The 14,802-nt window shown below is 38.9% G+C and carries 14 protein-coding genes, 1 tRNA gene and 1 pseudogene; 2 read left to right on the top strand and 14 right to left on the bottom strand.

The annotated features are described in order from the left end of the window. Window positions 1-25: 25 nt before the first annotated feature. Window positions 26-97: transfer RNA gene (locus tag ATE34_RS10100), tRNA-Glu, on the bottom strand. 58 nt (window positions 98-155) lie between these two features. Continuing rightward, a complete protein-coding gene (rlmD, locus tag ATE34_RS10105) occupies window positions 156-1,526 on the bottom strand; it encodes a 23S rRNA (uracil(1939)-C(5))-methyltransferase RlmD (protein WP_061598995.1) in 1,371 nt (456 codons plus the stop codon). Between the two features lie 37 nt (window positions 1,527-1,563). Between rlmD and recX the strand changes: the two genes are divergently transcribed. Then, complete coding sequence (gene recX, locus ATE34_RS10110; protein ID WP_061598996.1) at window positions 1,564-2,340, top strand: recombination regulator RecX; 777 nt, start codon at window positions 1,564-1,566, stop codon at window positions 2,338-2,340. Between the two features lie 88 nt (window positions 2,341-2,428). After that, the gene (ntdP, locus tag ATE34_RS10115; RefSeq protein ID WP_000775318.1) at window positions 2,429-2,962 is read left to right on the top strand and encodes a nucleoside tri-diphosphate phosphatase; all 534 of its coding nucleotides are present in this window, start codon (window positions 2,429-2,431) and stop codon (window positions 2,960-2,962) included. Between the two features lie 69 nt (window positions 2,963-3,031). Here ntdP and ATE34_RS10120 read toward each other — a convergent pair whose 3' ends face one another. From ATE34_RS10120 to ATE34_RS10180, 12 genes and pseudogenes are all read right to left on the bottom strand, one after another. Beyond that, window positions 3,032-3,799, bottom strand: coding sequence for an epoxyqueuosine reductase QueH (locus ATE34_RS10120; protein WP_007522745.1), 768 nt, complete (start codon window positions 3,797-3,799; stop codon window positions 3,032-3,034). 139 nt (window positions 3,800-3,938) lie between these two features. Then, window positions 3,939-5,561: a chaperonin GroEL gene (groL, locus tag ATE34_RS10125; RefSeq protein ID WP_061599000.1), complete on the bottom strand. Its 1,623-nt coding sequence runs from the start codon at window positions 5,559-5,561 to the stop codon at window positions 3,939-3,941. A gap of 15 nt (window positions 5,562-5,576) precedes the next feature. Continuing rightward, window positions 5,577-5,861 carry a co-chaperone GroES gene (gene groES / locus ATE34_RS10130; RefSeq protein ID WP_000917326.1) on the bottom strand — a complete coding sequence of 95 codons (285 nt, stop codon included), beginning with the start codon at window positions 5,859-5,861 and terminating at the stop codon, window positions 5,577-5,579. 295 nt (window positions 5,862-6,156) lie between these two features. Continuing rightward, a complete protein-coding gene (locus ATE34_RS10140) occupies window positions 6,157-6,552 on the bottom strand; it encodes a single-stranded DNA-binding protein (RefSeq protein WP_000282437.1) in 396 nt (131 codons plus the stop codon). A gap of 34 nt (window positions 6,553-6,586) precedes the next feature. Continuing rightward, on the bottom strand, window positions 6,587-7,384 hold the full coding sequence (locus tag ATE34_RS10145) for an SDR family NAD(P)-dependent oxidoreductase (RefSeq protein WP_084911977.1): 798 nt from the start codon (window positions 7,382-7,384) through the stop codon (window positions 6,587-6,589). A gap of 41 nt (window positions 7,385-7,425) precedes the next feature. Further along, complete coding sequence (ytpR, locus tag ATE34_RS10150) at window positions 7,426-8,052, bottom strand: YtpR family tRNA-binding protein (protein WP_084911978.1); 627 nt, start codon at window positions 8,050-8,052, stop codon at window positions 7,426-7,428. A 15-nt stretch (window positions 8,053-8,067) separates the two neighbouring features. Continuing rightward, window positions 8,068-8,385, bottom strand: a complete 318-nt coding sequence (locus ATE34_RS10155) for a thioredoxin family protein (protein WP_084911980.1) — start codon at window positions 8,383-8,385, stop codon at window positions 8,068-8,070. Then, window positions 8,382-8,681 carry a DUF4651 domain-containing protein gene (locus ATE34_RS10160; protein WP_084911982.1) on the bottom strand — a complete coding sequence of 100 codons (300 nt, stop codon included), beginning with the start codon at window positions 8,679-8,681 and terminating at the stop codon, window positions 8,382-8,384. The genes ATE34_RS10155 and ATE34_RS10160 overlap by 4 nt, the downstream gene beginning before the upstream one ends. 164 nt (window positions 8,682-8,845) lie before the next feature. Next, window positions 8,846-10,453, bottom strand: coding sequence for a CTP synthase (locus ATE34_RS10165; protein WP_084911983.1), 1,608 nt, complete (start codon window positions 10,451-10,453; stop codon window positions 8,846-8,848). A gap of 246 nt (window positions 10,454-10,699) precedes the next feature. Then, window positions 10,700-11,290, bottom strand: coding sequence for a DNA-directed RNA polymerase subunit delta (gene rpoE / locus ATE34_RS10170; RefSeq protein ID WP_180382701.1), 591 nt, complete (start codon window positions 11,288-11,290; stop codon window positions 10,700-10,702). A gap of 405 nt (window positions 11,291-11,695) precedes the next feature. Beyond that, entirely contained in the window at window positions 11,696-14,476 is a 2,781-nt protein-coding gene (locus ATE34_RS10175) for a ligand-binding sensor domain-containing protein (protein ID WP_061599011.1), read from the bottom strand. A gap of 85 nt (window positions 14,477-14,561) precedes the next feature. Further along, window positions 14,562-14,789, bottom strand: a pseudogene (locus ATE34_RS10180) (hypothetical protein); the annotation flags it as partial. Window positions 14,790-14,802: the final 13 nt, after the last annotated feature.

Raw genomic sequence — 14,802 nt, forward strand, 5'->3', positions numbered from 1 at the left:
AAGTTTTTTTACCGTGATATACACATAGTCCGTACGGGATTCGAACCCGTGTTACCGCCGTGAAAAGGCGGTGTCTTAACCCCTTGACCAACGGACCTTGAGCTTTTCAACTCTTTCTATTATACCTACTTTTCCTCCTTTGTCAAGAACTTTTTTCAATGAAGTTGATTTTTTATTTTCTTCACTAACTTAACAACTGCTTCTGTCCGTGCAGTGTGGGGAAACATATCGACCGACTGGATATACTGGAGATCATAGACTTTTACTAGTTTAACCAAATCTCGTGCCAAGGTCGAAACATTGCAGGATACATAGACCATTTTTTCTGGAACATAGCTCAGAATGGTATCCAACAGCTTATCATCTAAGCCTGTACGAGGAGGATCGACTATCAAGGCATCTGCTCGGTAGCCATCTTGATACCAGCGTGGAATAATCTCTTCTGCTGTTCCCGCTTCGTAATGGGTATTGTCAAATCCCATTTTTTTAGCATTTCGCTTAGCATCTTCAATGGCTTCTGGAATAATATCCATTCCTCTGAGACTCTTGACCTTCTTTGCGAAGGCAAATCCGATCGTCCCAACACCACAATAAGCATCGATTAGATGGTCTTCTTTGCTGACATCCAGAGCCTTAATTGCTTCACTATAGAGAATTTCTGTCTGCTCCGGATTAAGTTGATAAAAAGCTCGGGGCGAGAGAGAAAACTCATAGTCGAGTACTCCTTCTTGAATGCTCTCTTGGCCCCAGATAATTTCCGTCTTTTCACCATAGATTTCACTTGTTTTTGCTGTATTTGTATTGACAGCAACCGTGACAACTTCTGGAAAATCATTGACTAAGTCTTTGACCAGTTGATTTAAATTAAGCTGGCGATTTGTGACAATGATAATCTGAACTTGCCCCGTTTTTCTTGCTCTGCGTACCATGATGGTGCGAACGCCTAGCGTTTTTCTCTCATCGGTGATGGGGATTTGGTGGTAAGTAAGAAGTTCAGCTAGGCGATTCGCAATCACTTGGGTTTCCTTATCTTGCACCAAACAGTCTTTCAACTCTACGAGATAATGAGAGTTTTGCGCATACAAACCTGCTTTGACCTGATTTTTAAATTTCCGAGTCTGGAATTGAAGCTTAGCACGGTAGTACTTTGGTTCCTGCATTCCAATAGTTGGACGAATTTCATAGTTTTCATATCCTGCAGGGGCAAATTTTTTCAGAGCTTGGTAGAGCAGATTCGTTTTGAACTCTAGCTGCTTATCATAGTGGAGGTGCATGATTTGGCAACCACCACATTCATTATAAATCGTACAAGCTGGTACGACTCGAAATTTAGACTTCTTATTAACCTTTAGCAATTTGGCTTCGACAAAGTTACGTTTAATAGAAGTAATCTGACAATAGATGTCTTCTCCTTTGAGGGCGCCTGGCACAAAAACGAGGGTTTTCTGGTAGAAACCGATTCCCTCACCATTAATGCCCATACGCTTGATTTTTAAAGGTATTTTTTGTTTGACTTTCAGATTCATACCCCTATCTTATCACATTTTAGGGTATAATAGAACTATGAAAATCACAAAACTTGAAAAGAAAAAACGCCTCTACTTGATGGAGCTAGATCATCAACAAACCTGTTATATCACGGAGGATACCATTGTCCGTTTTATGCTGTCTAGAGATAAGGTCATTAGTAAAGAGGAACTTACCGAGATTCAAGACTATGCTCAGTTCTCTTACGGAAAGAATCTAGCCCTCTACTATCTGTCCTTTAAGGCACGCACTGAAAAAGAAGTGAGAGAGTATCTGAAAAAATATGATATTGATGATAAAATCGCTAGTCAAGTTATCGCTAACCTTAAAGAAGATAACTGGGTTAATGATCATCAGTATGCTTATGCCATCATCAATGCCAACCAACTTTCTGGAGATAAGGGACCTTATGTGCTGGCTCAAAAACTGTCTCAAAAAGGGATTGCCAAATCAACTATTGAAGGTGTTCTAAAGGATTTTGACTATACAGAAGTTGCTCAACGTGTAGCTGAGAAATTGCTTAAAAAACACACCGGAAAGCTTCCTGCTCGTGCCTTGCAGGATAAGATTATTCAAAGCTTGACGAACAAAGGCTTCTCCTATTCTGATGCTAAAAATGCCTTTGATGACTTGGACAGTCAAGTCGACCAAGAAACGACTCAAGAACTCATTTTCAAAGAGTTAGACAAACAATATACTAAATACGCTCGCAAATATGAAGGTTACGAACTAAAGCAACGATTGACTCAAGTTTTAGCTAGAAAAGGCTATGATTTTTCGGATATAGCAAGCGCTCTCAGAGATTATCTTTAACATTTTCATGTAAAATTCAAAAAAATTAGATCAATTTATGATATAATAGTAGACGATAAACTTATAAATTGTAGAAAGTTGGTTAGTTATGAAACTTCCAAAAGAAGGCGACTTTATTACAATTCAAAGTTATAAGCATGATGGGAGTCTTCACCGTACTTGGAGGGACACCATGGTACTAAAAACAACAGAGAACGCCATTATCGGCGTCAACGACCACACACTTGTTACCGAAAGTGACGGTCGTCGTTGGGTGACTCGAGAACCGGCTATTGTTTACTTTCACAAAAAATATTGGTTTAATATCATTGCTATGATTCGCGATAATGGAATTTCCTACTATTGCAATATGGCTAGCCCCTACTATTTAGATGAGGAAGCCCTGAAATACATTGATTATGATTTGGATGTCAAGGTCTTCACTGATGGTGAAAAGCGTCTCTTGGACGTTGAAGAGTATGAGCGCCATAAACGCAAAATGAAGTATTCTGATGATTTAGACTATATTTTGAAAGAGCATGTTAAAATCCTTGTTGATTGGATTAACAATGGACGCGGTCCTTTCTCAGAGGCCTATGTCAACATTTGGTACAAACGCTACATAGAACTAAAGAATCGGTAAAGTTGTCAAACCGGGGTGAAAACCCTGGTTTTTTATTTGAAAAACCCAGCTTTACAGCTGGGTTGATTGCTATATATCTAATTTAGTAACAGTAAACTTGATGTGGGAATAGTCTTTTTCAACATCCTTATCCAACAAGAAAGCCGTGGCATCCTTCTTAACCTGAACCAGGTCAATGTTCTGGGCTTGAGCCGCATAGACGCACCCACAATAACATTGACGATAGATATCATACTCCTCGCACATCTCCACCGAACGCTTGTAGCCTTGATTTTTCTTGAAATCACTTGGGAGATAGTGGGTGGTATAAATCTTTTGCACATCAATTCCGATGCTGTTGATAGTTTGAGAATTCTTATGGGGACTGATGGTCAAGGCTGATCCAAAGTAGTCAAAGCCCAAATCCATAGCCACTTGCGCTGTTTTGTCCAAACGGTAGTCAAAACAAACCTTGCAACGATCGCCACCTTCGGGTTCTTCTTCCAGTCCTCTGACTAACTTCCGGTATTCATTGGGTTCGTAGGGAGCTTCAAGATACTGAACCGTATTGCCTGTTCGCTCATTGAAATCACTGACAAATTTTTTTGTAACGTAGGCCCGCTTGTGGTATTCTGCCTTGGGATGGATATTGGAATTGGCAAAATAGATGGTCACATCAGCGTACTTGGTCAGGTACTCGAGAGTGTAGGTACTACAAGGAGCACAGCAAACATGCATGAGAATAGTTGGGCGTTCCTCATTCTTTTCCCAAACCTGAACCATTTTCTGCATGACACGGTCATAATTAATCTTCTGATTGGGATTCATCTTGCTCAGAATTTCTTCTACATCAATCATGTTCTTCTCCTTTTACTATTAGTTATTTTACCATATATCACAAATCAGCTCAAATCTATTTTATAAAAAGGAAGCGATAAAAGGAGGGATGCTCATTCCCTCCTTTTGTGTTTTTTATGAATTGCTTAGTATAAACAGCTTACATCATTCCACCCATCATGCTTGGATCCATGGCTGGAGCTGGGGTTACTGGTTCTGGTTTATTGGCTACAACTGCTTCTGTTGTCAAGATCAAGCTGGCTACAGATGCTGCATTTTGAAGGGCAGAACGACTAACCTTAACTGGGTCGATGATTCCTTGATCAATCATATTAACCCACTCACCAGTTGCTGCATTGAAGCCTGTACCAAGCTCAGCATTCTTCAAGCGATCGATAACGATAGACCCTTCAAATCCTGCATTGTGGGCGATTTGACGAACAGGCTCTTCCAAGGCACGGAGAACAATACTACGTCCTGTTGCTTCATCACCTGTCAATTCCAAGGCAGCAACAGCTGGAATCACATTGGCAAGGGCAGTTCCTCCACCAGCAACAATTCCTTCTTCAACCGCTGCACGAGTAGCGTTGAGGGCATCTTCAATGCGGAGTTTCATTTCTTTCAACTCAGTTTCAGTTGCAGCACCGACCTTGATGACTGCGACACCACCTGACAATTTTGCCAAGCGTTCTTGCAATTTTTCACGATCAAATTCAGAAGTTGTAGTTTCGATTTGAGACTTGATAACCGCAACACGGTGAGAAATAGCTTCAGGATTCCCAGCACCTTCTACGATAACAGTGCTATCTTTGTCCACAGTTACTCTCGCTGCTTGACCAAGCGCCTCAATAGTCGCATCTTTCAACTCAAGACCAAGATCTTCTGTGATAACTGTTCCACCTGTCAAGATAGCGATATCTTCCAACATAGCCTTACGACGGTCACCAAAACCAGGTGCCTTAACTGCTACTACGTTGAAGGTTCCACGAATCTTGTTCAATACAAGAGTCGGAAGTGCTTCACCATCTACATCATCCGCAATAATCAAGAGTGGACGATTGCTTTGGAGAATGCTTTCTAGAAGTGGCAAGATTTCTTGGATATTGGAAATCTTCTTGTCAGTAATCAAAATGTATGGATTTTCAAGATCTGCCACCATTTTTTCGCTATCTGTCACCATGTACTGTGAAAGGTAACCGCGGTCAAACTGCATTCCTTCCACGACTTCAAGCTCTGTTTCCATACCACGTGATTCTTCAATAGTGATGACACCGTCTTTACCAACTTTTTCCATGGCTTCAGAGATGTATTCGCCGACTTTTTCAGAACGAGAAGATACGGCAGCAACCTGAGCAATAGCTTCTTTATTGGCAACAGGGATGGCATTGTTTTTTAAGGCTTCTACAGCTGCGGCAACCGCTGCTTCAATCCCTCGACGGATACCGATTGGGTTGGCACCTGCTGTGACGTTTTTGATTCCTTCACGGACGATGGCTTGGGTCAAGACAGTCGCAGTTGTGGTTCCATCACCTGCGATATCATTGGTTTTCGAAGCGACTTCTGATACCAATTTAGCACCCATATTTTCAAAATGGTCTTCTAATTCAATTTCTTTGGCAATGGTCACACCGTCATTGGTGATGAGTGGTGAACCGAATGATTTTTCCAACACAACGTTACGACCTTTTGGTCCCAAGGTTACTTTAACAGTGTCTGCAAGGATATCGACACCACGGACCATAGCTGAACGAGCATCAGATGAAAATTTAATTTCTTTTGACATACTTACTTTCTCCTTCTATTCTTCAATGATTGCCAAGATGTTAGCTTCTCCTACGATGATATACTTTTCATCGCCATCTTTGACATCAATACCAGCGTGGGCTTCAACTAAGACACGGTCTCCAGGCTTAACGCTTGGAGCAACTAAGTCACCGTTCAAGGTACGAACACCTTGTCCAGTAGCTACAACTTGGGCTGTTTTTGTTTTTTCTTGGGCTGAGCCTGCAAGGACAAAGCCTCCAACAGTTTGTTCTTTTTCTTCGATTTTCAAGACCACACGGTCTCCTAATGGTTTCAACATCTGTTTTCCTCCATGATGAACTACATATTATTAGCACTCTTTGTAACCGAGTGCCAATTCATAGTTCTATTGTATCACTTGGTCAGAAATAGTCAAGAAAAAAGTCTGACTTTCTCAAGATAAAAAGCCTGAGACCAACTCAGACTTTTCAATGTTTCTACTCAATGAAAATCAAAGAGCAAACTAGGAAGCTAGCCGCAGGTTGCTCAAAACAGTGTTTTGAGGTTGTAGATAAGACTGACGAAGTCAGTTACCTATACCAGCTGACGTGGTTTGAAGAGATTTTCGAAGAGTATTAAAATGGCAATTCTTCCTCTTCCAAAACCAAGTCTGCCAAATCCTGTCCTGCATTATTTTCACGCATGGCACGTTGGGCACGGCTTTCCAAGAGTTGGAATCCTGTGACAAGGACTTCGGTCACATAGTTCATCTGGCCATTTTTCTCAAAACGACGGGTACGAAGTTCCCCATCTACTGAAATGAGGCTTCCTTTGGTCGCGTAACTTGCCAAGGTTTCAGCCAATTTTCCCCAAAGAACCAAATTGACAAAATCAGCTTCACGTTCCCCATTTTGGTCTTTGTAACGACGGTTCACAGCGATAGTTGCTCGCGCTACTGACTTGTCATTGTTGGTTTTGTGCAATTCTGGTGTAGACGTCAAGCGTCCGATAAGAATAACTTTATTATACATATTTTCTTCCTCCTACTTATCTATTCGTAAGGAATCAAAAAAAGTTACAAAAATTTGTAACTTTTCGAGAAAATTTTTTATGCACCATGAAACCTGTCGCCTGTTGATTGGCCATAATAGTCATATCTGTAATCTGCACACGACGAGGCTGACTGGTCACATAGACCACTGTATCTGCAATATCCTGAGCTTGCAAGGCCTCAATTCCCTGATAGACGGTGGCAGCACGCTCTTTGTCACCGTGGAAACGTACCGCAGAAAAATCTGTTTCGACAATTCCAGGCTGAATGGTGGTCACCTTGATATCCGTTGCGATGGTATCAATTCGCAGTCCATCTGAAAAAGTCTTAACTGCCGCCTTGGTGGCTGAGTAAACAGCTGCCCCAGCATAGGCATAGATTCCTGCGGTTGATCCCATGTTGATAATATGTCCCTGATTGGCTTTTACCATTGCTGGCAAGAAACAGCGAGTGACTGCCATCAACCCCTTGACATTGGTATCTAACATGGTCAGCATATCCAGCTCTTCATAATCCTGATAGGGAGCCAAGCCAAGAGCTAGTCCAGCGTTATTGACCAAGATATCAATCTGCCCTATCGTTTCCAAAATATCGGAGCAGACAGTCTTTACCATAGCCATATCCGTCACATCCAGTGGAAAGGTCCAAACGGTTTGATTTGGAAAAGTTTCTGCAAACTCTGACTTGAAGGCCTCTAGTCTGTCTGTCCGTCGCCCTGTTAGAACGACATTCTCTCCCTGCTCCAGATAAGCACGCGCAATCGCTTCACCAATTCCAGAGGTCGCTCCTGTAATCACTACATTTTTCGCCATCTTACCCCCCTCTATCTGGTCTATCAAATACCGACAATTTCCTAGGCCGTCCAGTGTTTGGCTGGGTCAAATGGAGTTCCGACAACTTGGTCTTCTGATAATTCAATAACCCCACGTTTTTGCGGAGCATTTGGCAAGGCAAGTTCACGAGGGCTGCACATCATGCCAAAACTCTTTTCACCACGAAGTTCGCCTGGGAAAATGAGATTGCCTTTTGGCATCATCGCTACAGGGAGAGCCACAATGGTTTTCAACCCAACACGCGCATTGGGAGCCCCTGCAACGATTTGCACTGTCTTATCACTTGCGACTGCAACTTGGCAGATGTTGAGGTGGTCACTATCTGGATGGGCTACCATCTCGACAATTTTACCAACAACAAACTTAGGTTCTTTGTCATTGACAATCTCTTCTGCAAAGCCTTCCGCTCGCAATTCTTGGTTCAAACGTGCTACTTGCTCATCTGTCAAAAAGACTTGACCGCGCTCTGCAATTTCAAACAAACTTGAAACTTCGAAAATATTCCAAGCTGCTGTTTCTCCATTTTCTTTGAGGAAAACACGGGCTACCTTACCTTTGCGCTCCACATCCAACTTGGCATCTCCGCTATTTTTCACGATGATCATAAGGACATCGCCAACATGCTCTTTATTATATGTAAAAATCATTCTTTCCTTTTTCTCCTATTTCAGTCCTGCTAAAAAGTCGTTAATTTGTTGCTTGCTTTTACGGTCACGATTGACAAATCGGCCGATTTCCTTGTCCTTTTCTAGCACAACAAGGCTAGGAATCCCGTAAACATCCCAGAGTTTGGCCAGATCCAGATACTGGTCCCGGTCCACTCGAATAAAGGTGAACTCTGGATTAGTCTCCTCGATCTCTGGCAAGGCTGGATAGATATAACGACAATCGCCACACCAGTCTGCCACAAAAAGGAAGACTTTCTTGCCATCTTTTTCTACTAAAGATGCCAATTCTTCTAAACTTGCAGGTTGTATCATAGGACTTCCTCCTCATAGACCAGATCTTCATTTTCATAGACAAAGGTGTAATGACGACCATCCTCAAAAATGACTCCTCCGACCAGTCGCTCTAGGCTACTCTCGTAGACTTGAACATAGAGAGTCGCAATCTCACCCATATCTGAGAAAAGTTCGCGCACGATAGCTGTCAACTCTTCCTGAGTCTTCATGAGTTTGTGGTTATCTGCTGCTTTTTTGGTACCCAAAGCAAGGGCACTTAGACCAGCCACAGTCAAGCCAGTCATCCATAATTTCTTAGCTTTCATACCATTCATTGTAACACAAAAAGGGCTCTAGGACAAATAGGGAAGCCGTATACTAGCAAGGAAAATCTCTTCCCTCAGTGAGTCTAATTCTTATTGCCAAGCGCCTGAGTTACCAAGATTTTCCTGAATGGATTAAAAAATCTCTGAGATTGCTCTCAGAGATCAGAAGAAAACTAGTTACTATTTTCAACCGCTGCAGTGACAAAGGCAGTGTAGAGTTCCTCTGGACGGTTTGGACGGCTGGAAAGTTCAGGGTGATACTGACACGCCACGAAGAATTTATTTTCAGGAATTTCCACTATTTCTACCAAACGATTATCAGGTGAAACTCCTGAAAAGACAAAACCTGCCGCCTCAAACTGTTCACGAAAGGCGTTGTTAAACTCATAACGGTGACGGTGACGACGTTGCACCACTTCTTGATTGTGATAAGCTGCAGCCGCCTTAGAGCCACGTTTCAACTTAGATGGATAAAGTCCCAAACGAAGGGTCCCACCCATATCCTCAACATCAATCTGATCACGCATGATATCAATGATAGGGTATTTTGTTTCTGGTGCAAGTTCTGCAGAATTGGCACCTTCAAGTCCTAAAACGTGACGAGCAAACTCGATACAAGTCAACTGCATTCCCAAGCAGACACCCAACATTGGGACATCATTCTCACGCGCATAACGGATGGCTTGGATTTTCCCTTCCGTACCACGTTGACCAAAACCACCTGGCACGATGATTCCGTCCGCATCCGACAAGAGTTCTGCTACATTCTCAGCTGTCACATCATTGGCATTGATCCAATTAATCTTCACTTCTGCGTCGTTGGCATAACCAGAGTGTTTCAAGGCTTCAACTACAGAGATGTAGGCATCTTGCAACTCCACATACTTACCAACAAGGGAAATTTTGACCTGTTTCTTGAGGTTCATGACCTTATCCACCATAGCTGACCACTCTGTCATATCCGCTTCTGGTGCATCTAGTTTCAAATGGTCACAGACAATTTGGTCCATGCCTTGTTCCTGCAAGTTCAGTGGAATTTGGTAAAGGTGTTCGACATCCAAAGACTCGATAACGGCTTCTGGTGCTACGTCACAGAACTGAGCTAGTTTGTTTTTAATTCCCTGACCAGCTGGTTTCTCTGTACGAATGACTAACATATTTGGCTGGATTCCCAAACCACGCAATTCTTTTACAGAATGCTGAGTTGGCTTGGTCTTCATCTCACCAGCAGCCTTGAGATAAGGAAGCAAGGTTGTATGGATGTACATGACGTTATCTGCACCCACATCTGCCTTCATCTGACGAAGGGCCTCTAAAAATGGCAAGGATTCGATATCTCCAACGGTTCCACCAACCTCTGTGATAATGACATCCGAGTCGGTCGTTAGAGCAGCACGCTTGATTTTTTCTTTCAAAGCATCTGTGATATGAGGAATGACTTGAACAGTTGCGCCAAGGTACTCGCCACGGCGTTCTTTACGAAGAACTTCACTGTAGATTTTACCAGTTGTCACGTTGGAATATTTGTTGAGATTGATATCGATGAAACGTTCATAGTGACCCAAGTCCAAATCTGTCTCAGCCCCATCATCTGTCACAAAGACTTCCCCGTGCTGGTATGGACTCATGGTTCCCGGATCGATATTGATATAAGGGTCAAACTTTTGAATGGTTACTTTTAGACCACGATTTTTCAAGAGACGACCCAGACTTGCTGCGACAATCCCTTTCCCAATAGACGATACCACACCACCAGTTACAAAAATATATTTCGTAGACATAGATTCCTCTTTCTAAAATGCTCAAGGCCTTGTTAACTACGAGGGGACATAGAAAACAAGACCCTTATGAATAACGACTTTTCAAGAAAACTTCCTGAAAAACAAAAATAGCTCCCTAATAACTAGGGAGCCCCGACCTCTAAAAGAGGTGCCCGAACAATATGATACCTTAAAGCAGAACATTTGTCAACCCGAATTGGTAAAACAGGAAAAAAGGAGAACAGTTGATCTCCTCTGTGAAGTCTTTTACTCTTCTTCACTCGTTTCAGCATCATCGTCAGAAAACTCGTCGTCTTCTTCGTTGAGATCCACGTCTTCACCCAAGTCATCAGGGGCGATTTCGTTGATTTCCGCATCATAAGCTTCCACTTCATTTTTCTCATCATCTGGATTTTCATCATCGTATGAAAGAGCTGGGTCGGCTTCGTATGCGTCTTCGTCTTCTGGATCATCTGCATTGTAGTCAATGGCATCTGAATCACCATCCATGAAGGCATTGACACGTTTTTTCTTAACTTTTGGTGCTACTTCATCGTCGTCACTTTCTTCAAGAGCGATAATTTCTTCGTCGATTTCGTCCACACCATACCATGAACGAAGACCCCATTTGTTGTCTCCAAGAGAGATGAAGCTACCGTCAAAGTTCAACTCTGTGTAGAACAAAGGCAAGGCTTCGCGGATATCGCTGTTTGATGTTCCAAGATAGTTTTGAATTTCGTTTACAAGATCGCTAAAATGCATCTCATGATCGCGACCACGAAGTTCCAAGATAGCACGCGCCACCTCAATCATAGATAGTTCACTTTTTTCTTGCCCAGCAAATACTTCTAATTCCAAAGCGTTTCTCCTCATTTTTACTACTATCGCCAGAGCAGACAGACTCTGACCTCATTTTATCATGTACTCTTTATTGTACGATAATTTTGCGGAATAGTCAAAGGTTAAATGGGAGAAAGTGACAGGACTTTTTATTTCTTTGTTACCCAGCCGATGGTGTTGATGGGGGGTATACGGGCATAAATTGACTAAGTTTGTTATGTAGTAAGCTGATTTCTAAAATATTGATTTTTCCAGTATAAGGATGAATAAATCTTTTACTTATAATTTTCATTCAAGAAGATATAACCAAATCAAATATTGAACTATTTCTTTACATGACTATTGTTAATTTAGATTTTACTGTTTCCAGAGAAGAAAATTTATCTGTCTGTTATATAAATTAAAATGAGGTATTTAGCATCGCTACCTATATCTGTATGGTTTCTTATAATCTAGCTTATTCTGATTACTCTTTGTTTCAGTATTGTATAACAAATCATTTAATTTACGAATAATTTCTTTTTTTTGGAACTTAGAAACACTGTCTACGATTGAAACTTTTTGGGAGATTACTTCAACATACTCATCAATCATCATATTTTGAGAATTCAAAGTAGACACCATTTCTCCTTTAAGACCTTCTATAAATTGACTATCTAAATATAAATCTTGATAAAAATCATCGATAGTTTTGAGGATATAAAATTCTAACACCCCTTTCCCACCCGACCAATAAAATTGACTATTAGAAATCATGGAATCGAAAATGGTTCTACTAGTATAACTAATATCTTGATTATAATGGTGGTTACTAAATCTTAATATCCACTCTAGACGTAATAAACTTGATACTGATAGTCTTTCTATTATATTTGATAATTTGACTTTATTCGTTTTCAATAAATATTCGACTGATAATTGTACATCCGTTTTCTTAGACGAATATGATTCTTTTTTGAAAATTGAATCTAATTTTTCAGCAAGAAAGAAATACTCTAGACAAATGTTATTCATTTTTTCTTCGTCGCTAGATGATAAATTTTCTAAGTCAAATCTATTTGAGACTCCCCCTTTTTTATCTGACAATAACCATTGAATATATATAACTTTTAGTTCTGACATTTGATCCCATGTACCAAATTGATTAAACCAAAAAAAGTTTGTAATTTTTTCATTACGTTTGTCCCATAAATTAGTCAAAAATTTTTCTGTAATGTGATGTGTAATATCTGGTTTGCTTAAAATTATTATCTTAGCTTTCTTGAAGATTTTGTTCTGTTTTTCTTTATCACACATTATTATGTTTTTTATTTCACTATCATAAAATTGAATATTATCATCCCACTGTGTATGATATGCATTAAACAACTGGTACAGCATGAAAGAAAGTTTATATTCATCATTCATGCTTAATATACAGTTCTTTTGGTATTGATTGAACTGCTCATAAGAATATTCTAAAGACTCAAATAACACTTTTGAATACTCATTAAACGTTCGTTCTGAACCCCTGAAAATGTTTGTATTATAATTAACATTATTTTGAAATAAGTTCTTTTGATTCCAGAACTGATACCATTTAAAATATTCAAATTCTTTCTCATAAAACTTAAAATTACGGAATCTTTCAGAACTTTTTATATTATCCTTAGTTCGATTTTCTTTCAATCTGACATATTGGAAATTTGATAGTTTTAATACCCTAGAATTTCCATTTTTCTTAACAGATATTTTATACAGATTATTACTATCTATTATTTTTTTCGTCGATAAAATTAACCCGTCATATACTCTTTTCATATCAAGCTGAGGATGTCTAAAAATCATTTTCCATAGAAAATTCTCTACAGTTTCATCTGAAAACTTCAAAGAATTTTTTCTTCTAAAAGTATATCCTAAAAGCTGTCGTTTAATTTGTTTTACATAGTAATTATATATCTGTTCGTTGTCAAAACTTTTGAACAATTCGTTAAATATTTTGATATCATGATTCAATAAAATATACCATGATTTAAAGGGAAGAATTATATCCAAATTAGATGGATTCTTTCTAGTAATTCTATACATTTCATCATCTGAGACAAACAATCTCCATTTCATTTCCGCAAACAATCTATAAAATCTATAGAATTCCTCAATATTTTTTATTATCTGCTTGTTTTTATCACCTATTTTTTGGTCAACATCTTTTTGTATTCCTATAAATACTAACTCTATAAATTCTTTCTTTTCAAATTCTGATAAATTCCTTGTATCATACTTTAGCCAATTATATAGGAATCTAGGTTCTAAATTATCATAAAGCAATTGTTTCCTCATAAATTGATGGTTTCTAAAAAAACTTAATTTATAAAATAAACATTCAATTAAAGTATGTTCTCTATCTATTTTATCAATTTTTTTGATATATAATTCTTTTTGAAATTCTATCCAAAACTTTTGAATATATTCCTCTTGTATTCTTTCTCTTATTATACTTTGTAAATTATAGTCTACTCCAGAATTTATTGTCGATATAATACTAATCAAAAATAAACTCATTTTTAGAAGAAATACAAAAGCAATTAATAACAAAAGTAGTGAACTTTGCCATAAATAAATTAGATATAGATTCACTTCATTAGTTAGAAGCGATAATTTTATAACATTTGGGACTATTGTAAGAACTAGCAATGAAAATATAAACGCTTTACTTTGACTAAAACGATACCAGAAAAAATCTTTCAACACATAGCTTGTTTTATTTTTTCCAAGATACTTCCCTCGTTCATTATTCTCTGTAGTATACTGTAAAAAACCAATATAAATGCCATACATTCCCAAAACACCAACAACAAAAGAAGAAATGTCAAGAAATGATAGTAAGGATAAATTTAAAAATTTTACATGAAATATTTTCTGAATCAAAACAGATGAAATATAATAAAAAATAACGCTCAGTTTGATTATGTGATGCAAATTTTTCTTGAAATACAAATTATATATATCATTTAATTTATTAGAGAATCCATTATATTTTAATAATATTTTTTCAAAATTTGTTCTGGGAAACTGTCCAATTCCGCCATTTAAAAGTCTGTTAATATTATTTATTACAATAGCTTTCCTTTTTTGAAAATATTTTATTATGTGGTAAGGAATAAAATATATTATAAATGAACATAATATGGAAATGAATAGTAATAGAATTAAATAAAAAAACATAAGATAATCCTTTTCATTTTTGAAACAGCATGTCAACTGTAATTATAGATATTATACCAAAAAAACACGGCTCATCACCGTGTTTCTATGTCAATTTCACAAGTTTCTTCATCTCATCAATACGTGCGACTGTCGCATCGTACTTGCCTTGGTAGTCGGCTTGTTTGTCGCGTTCTTTTTGGACGACTTCTGGTTTGGCGTTGGCTACGAAGCGTTCGTTAGAGAGCTTCTTGCCGACCATATCCAATTCTTTTTGCCATTTAGAGAGTTCCCTGTCGAGACGAGCCAGTTCTTCTTCGACATTGAGGAAATATACTAACTGTACT

The sequence above is a fragment of the Streptococcus oralis subsp. tigurinus genome, from assembly GCF_002093545.1.
In the GTDB taxonomy this organism is placed as follows: Bacteria; Bacillota; Bacilli; order Lactobacillales; family Streptococcaceae; genus Streptococcus; species Streptococcus oralis_C.

Bases quoted from the DNA above. Each gene is read 5' to 3' on its own strand.
- rlmD (WP_061598995.1), bottom strand. From the start codon at position 1,526: ATGAATCTGAAAGTCAAACAAAAAATACCTTTAAAAATCAAGCGTATG.
- ATE34_RS10175 (WP_061599011.1), bottom strand. From the start codon at position 14,476: ATGTTTTTTTATTTAATTCTATTACTATTCATTTCCATATTATGTTCA.
- ytpR (WP_084911978.1), bottom strand. From the start codon at position 8,052: ATGATTTTTACATATAATAAAGAGCATGTTGGCGATGTCCTTATGATC.
- recX (WP_061598996.1), top strand. From the start codon at position 1,564: ATGAAAATCACAAAACTTGAAAAGAAAAAACGCCTCTACTTGATGGAG.
- ATE34_RS10155 (WP_084911980.1), bottom strand. From the start codon at position 8,385: ATGATACAACCTGCAAGTTTAGAAGAATTGGCATCTTTAGTAGAAAAA.
- groL (WP_061599000.1), bottom strand. From the start codon at position 5,561: ATGTCAAAAGAAATTAAATTTTCATCTGATGCTCGTTCAGCTATGGTC.
- ATE34_RS10165 (WP_084911983.1), bottom strand. From the start codon at position 10,453: ATGTCTACGAAATATATTTTTGTAACTGGTGGTGTGGTATCGTCTATT.
- ATE34_RS10160 (WP_084911982.1), bottom strand. From the start codon at position 8,681: ATGAATGGTATGAAAGCTAAGAAATTATGGATGACTGGCTTGACTGTG.
- ATE34_RS10120 (WP_007522745.1), bottom strand. From the start codon at position 3,799: ATGATTGATGTAGAAGAAATTCTGAGCAAGATGAATCCCAATCAGAAG.
- ATE34_RS10145 (WP_084911977.1), bottom strand. From the start codon at position 7,384: ATGGCGAAAAATGTAGTGATTACAGGAGCGACCTCTGGAATTGGTGAA.
- ntdP (WP_000775318.1), top strand. From the start codon at position 2,429: ATGAAACTTCCAAAAGAAGGCGACTTTATTACAATTCAAAGTTATAAG.
- ATE34_RS10140 (WP_000282437.1), bottom strand. From the start codon at position 6,552: ATGTATAATAAAGTTATTCTTATCGGACGCTTGACGTCTACACCAGAA.
- groES (WP_000917326.1), bottom strand. From the start codon at position 5,861: ATGTTGAAACCATTAGGAGACCGTGTGGTCTTGAAAATCGAAGAAAAA.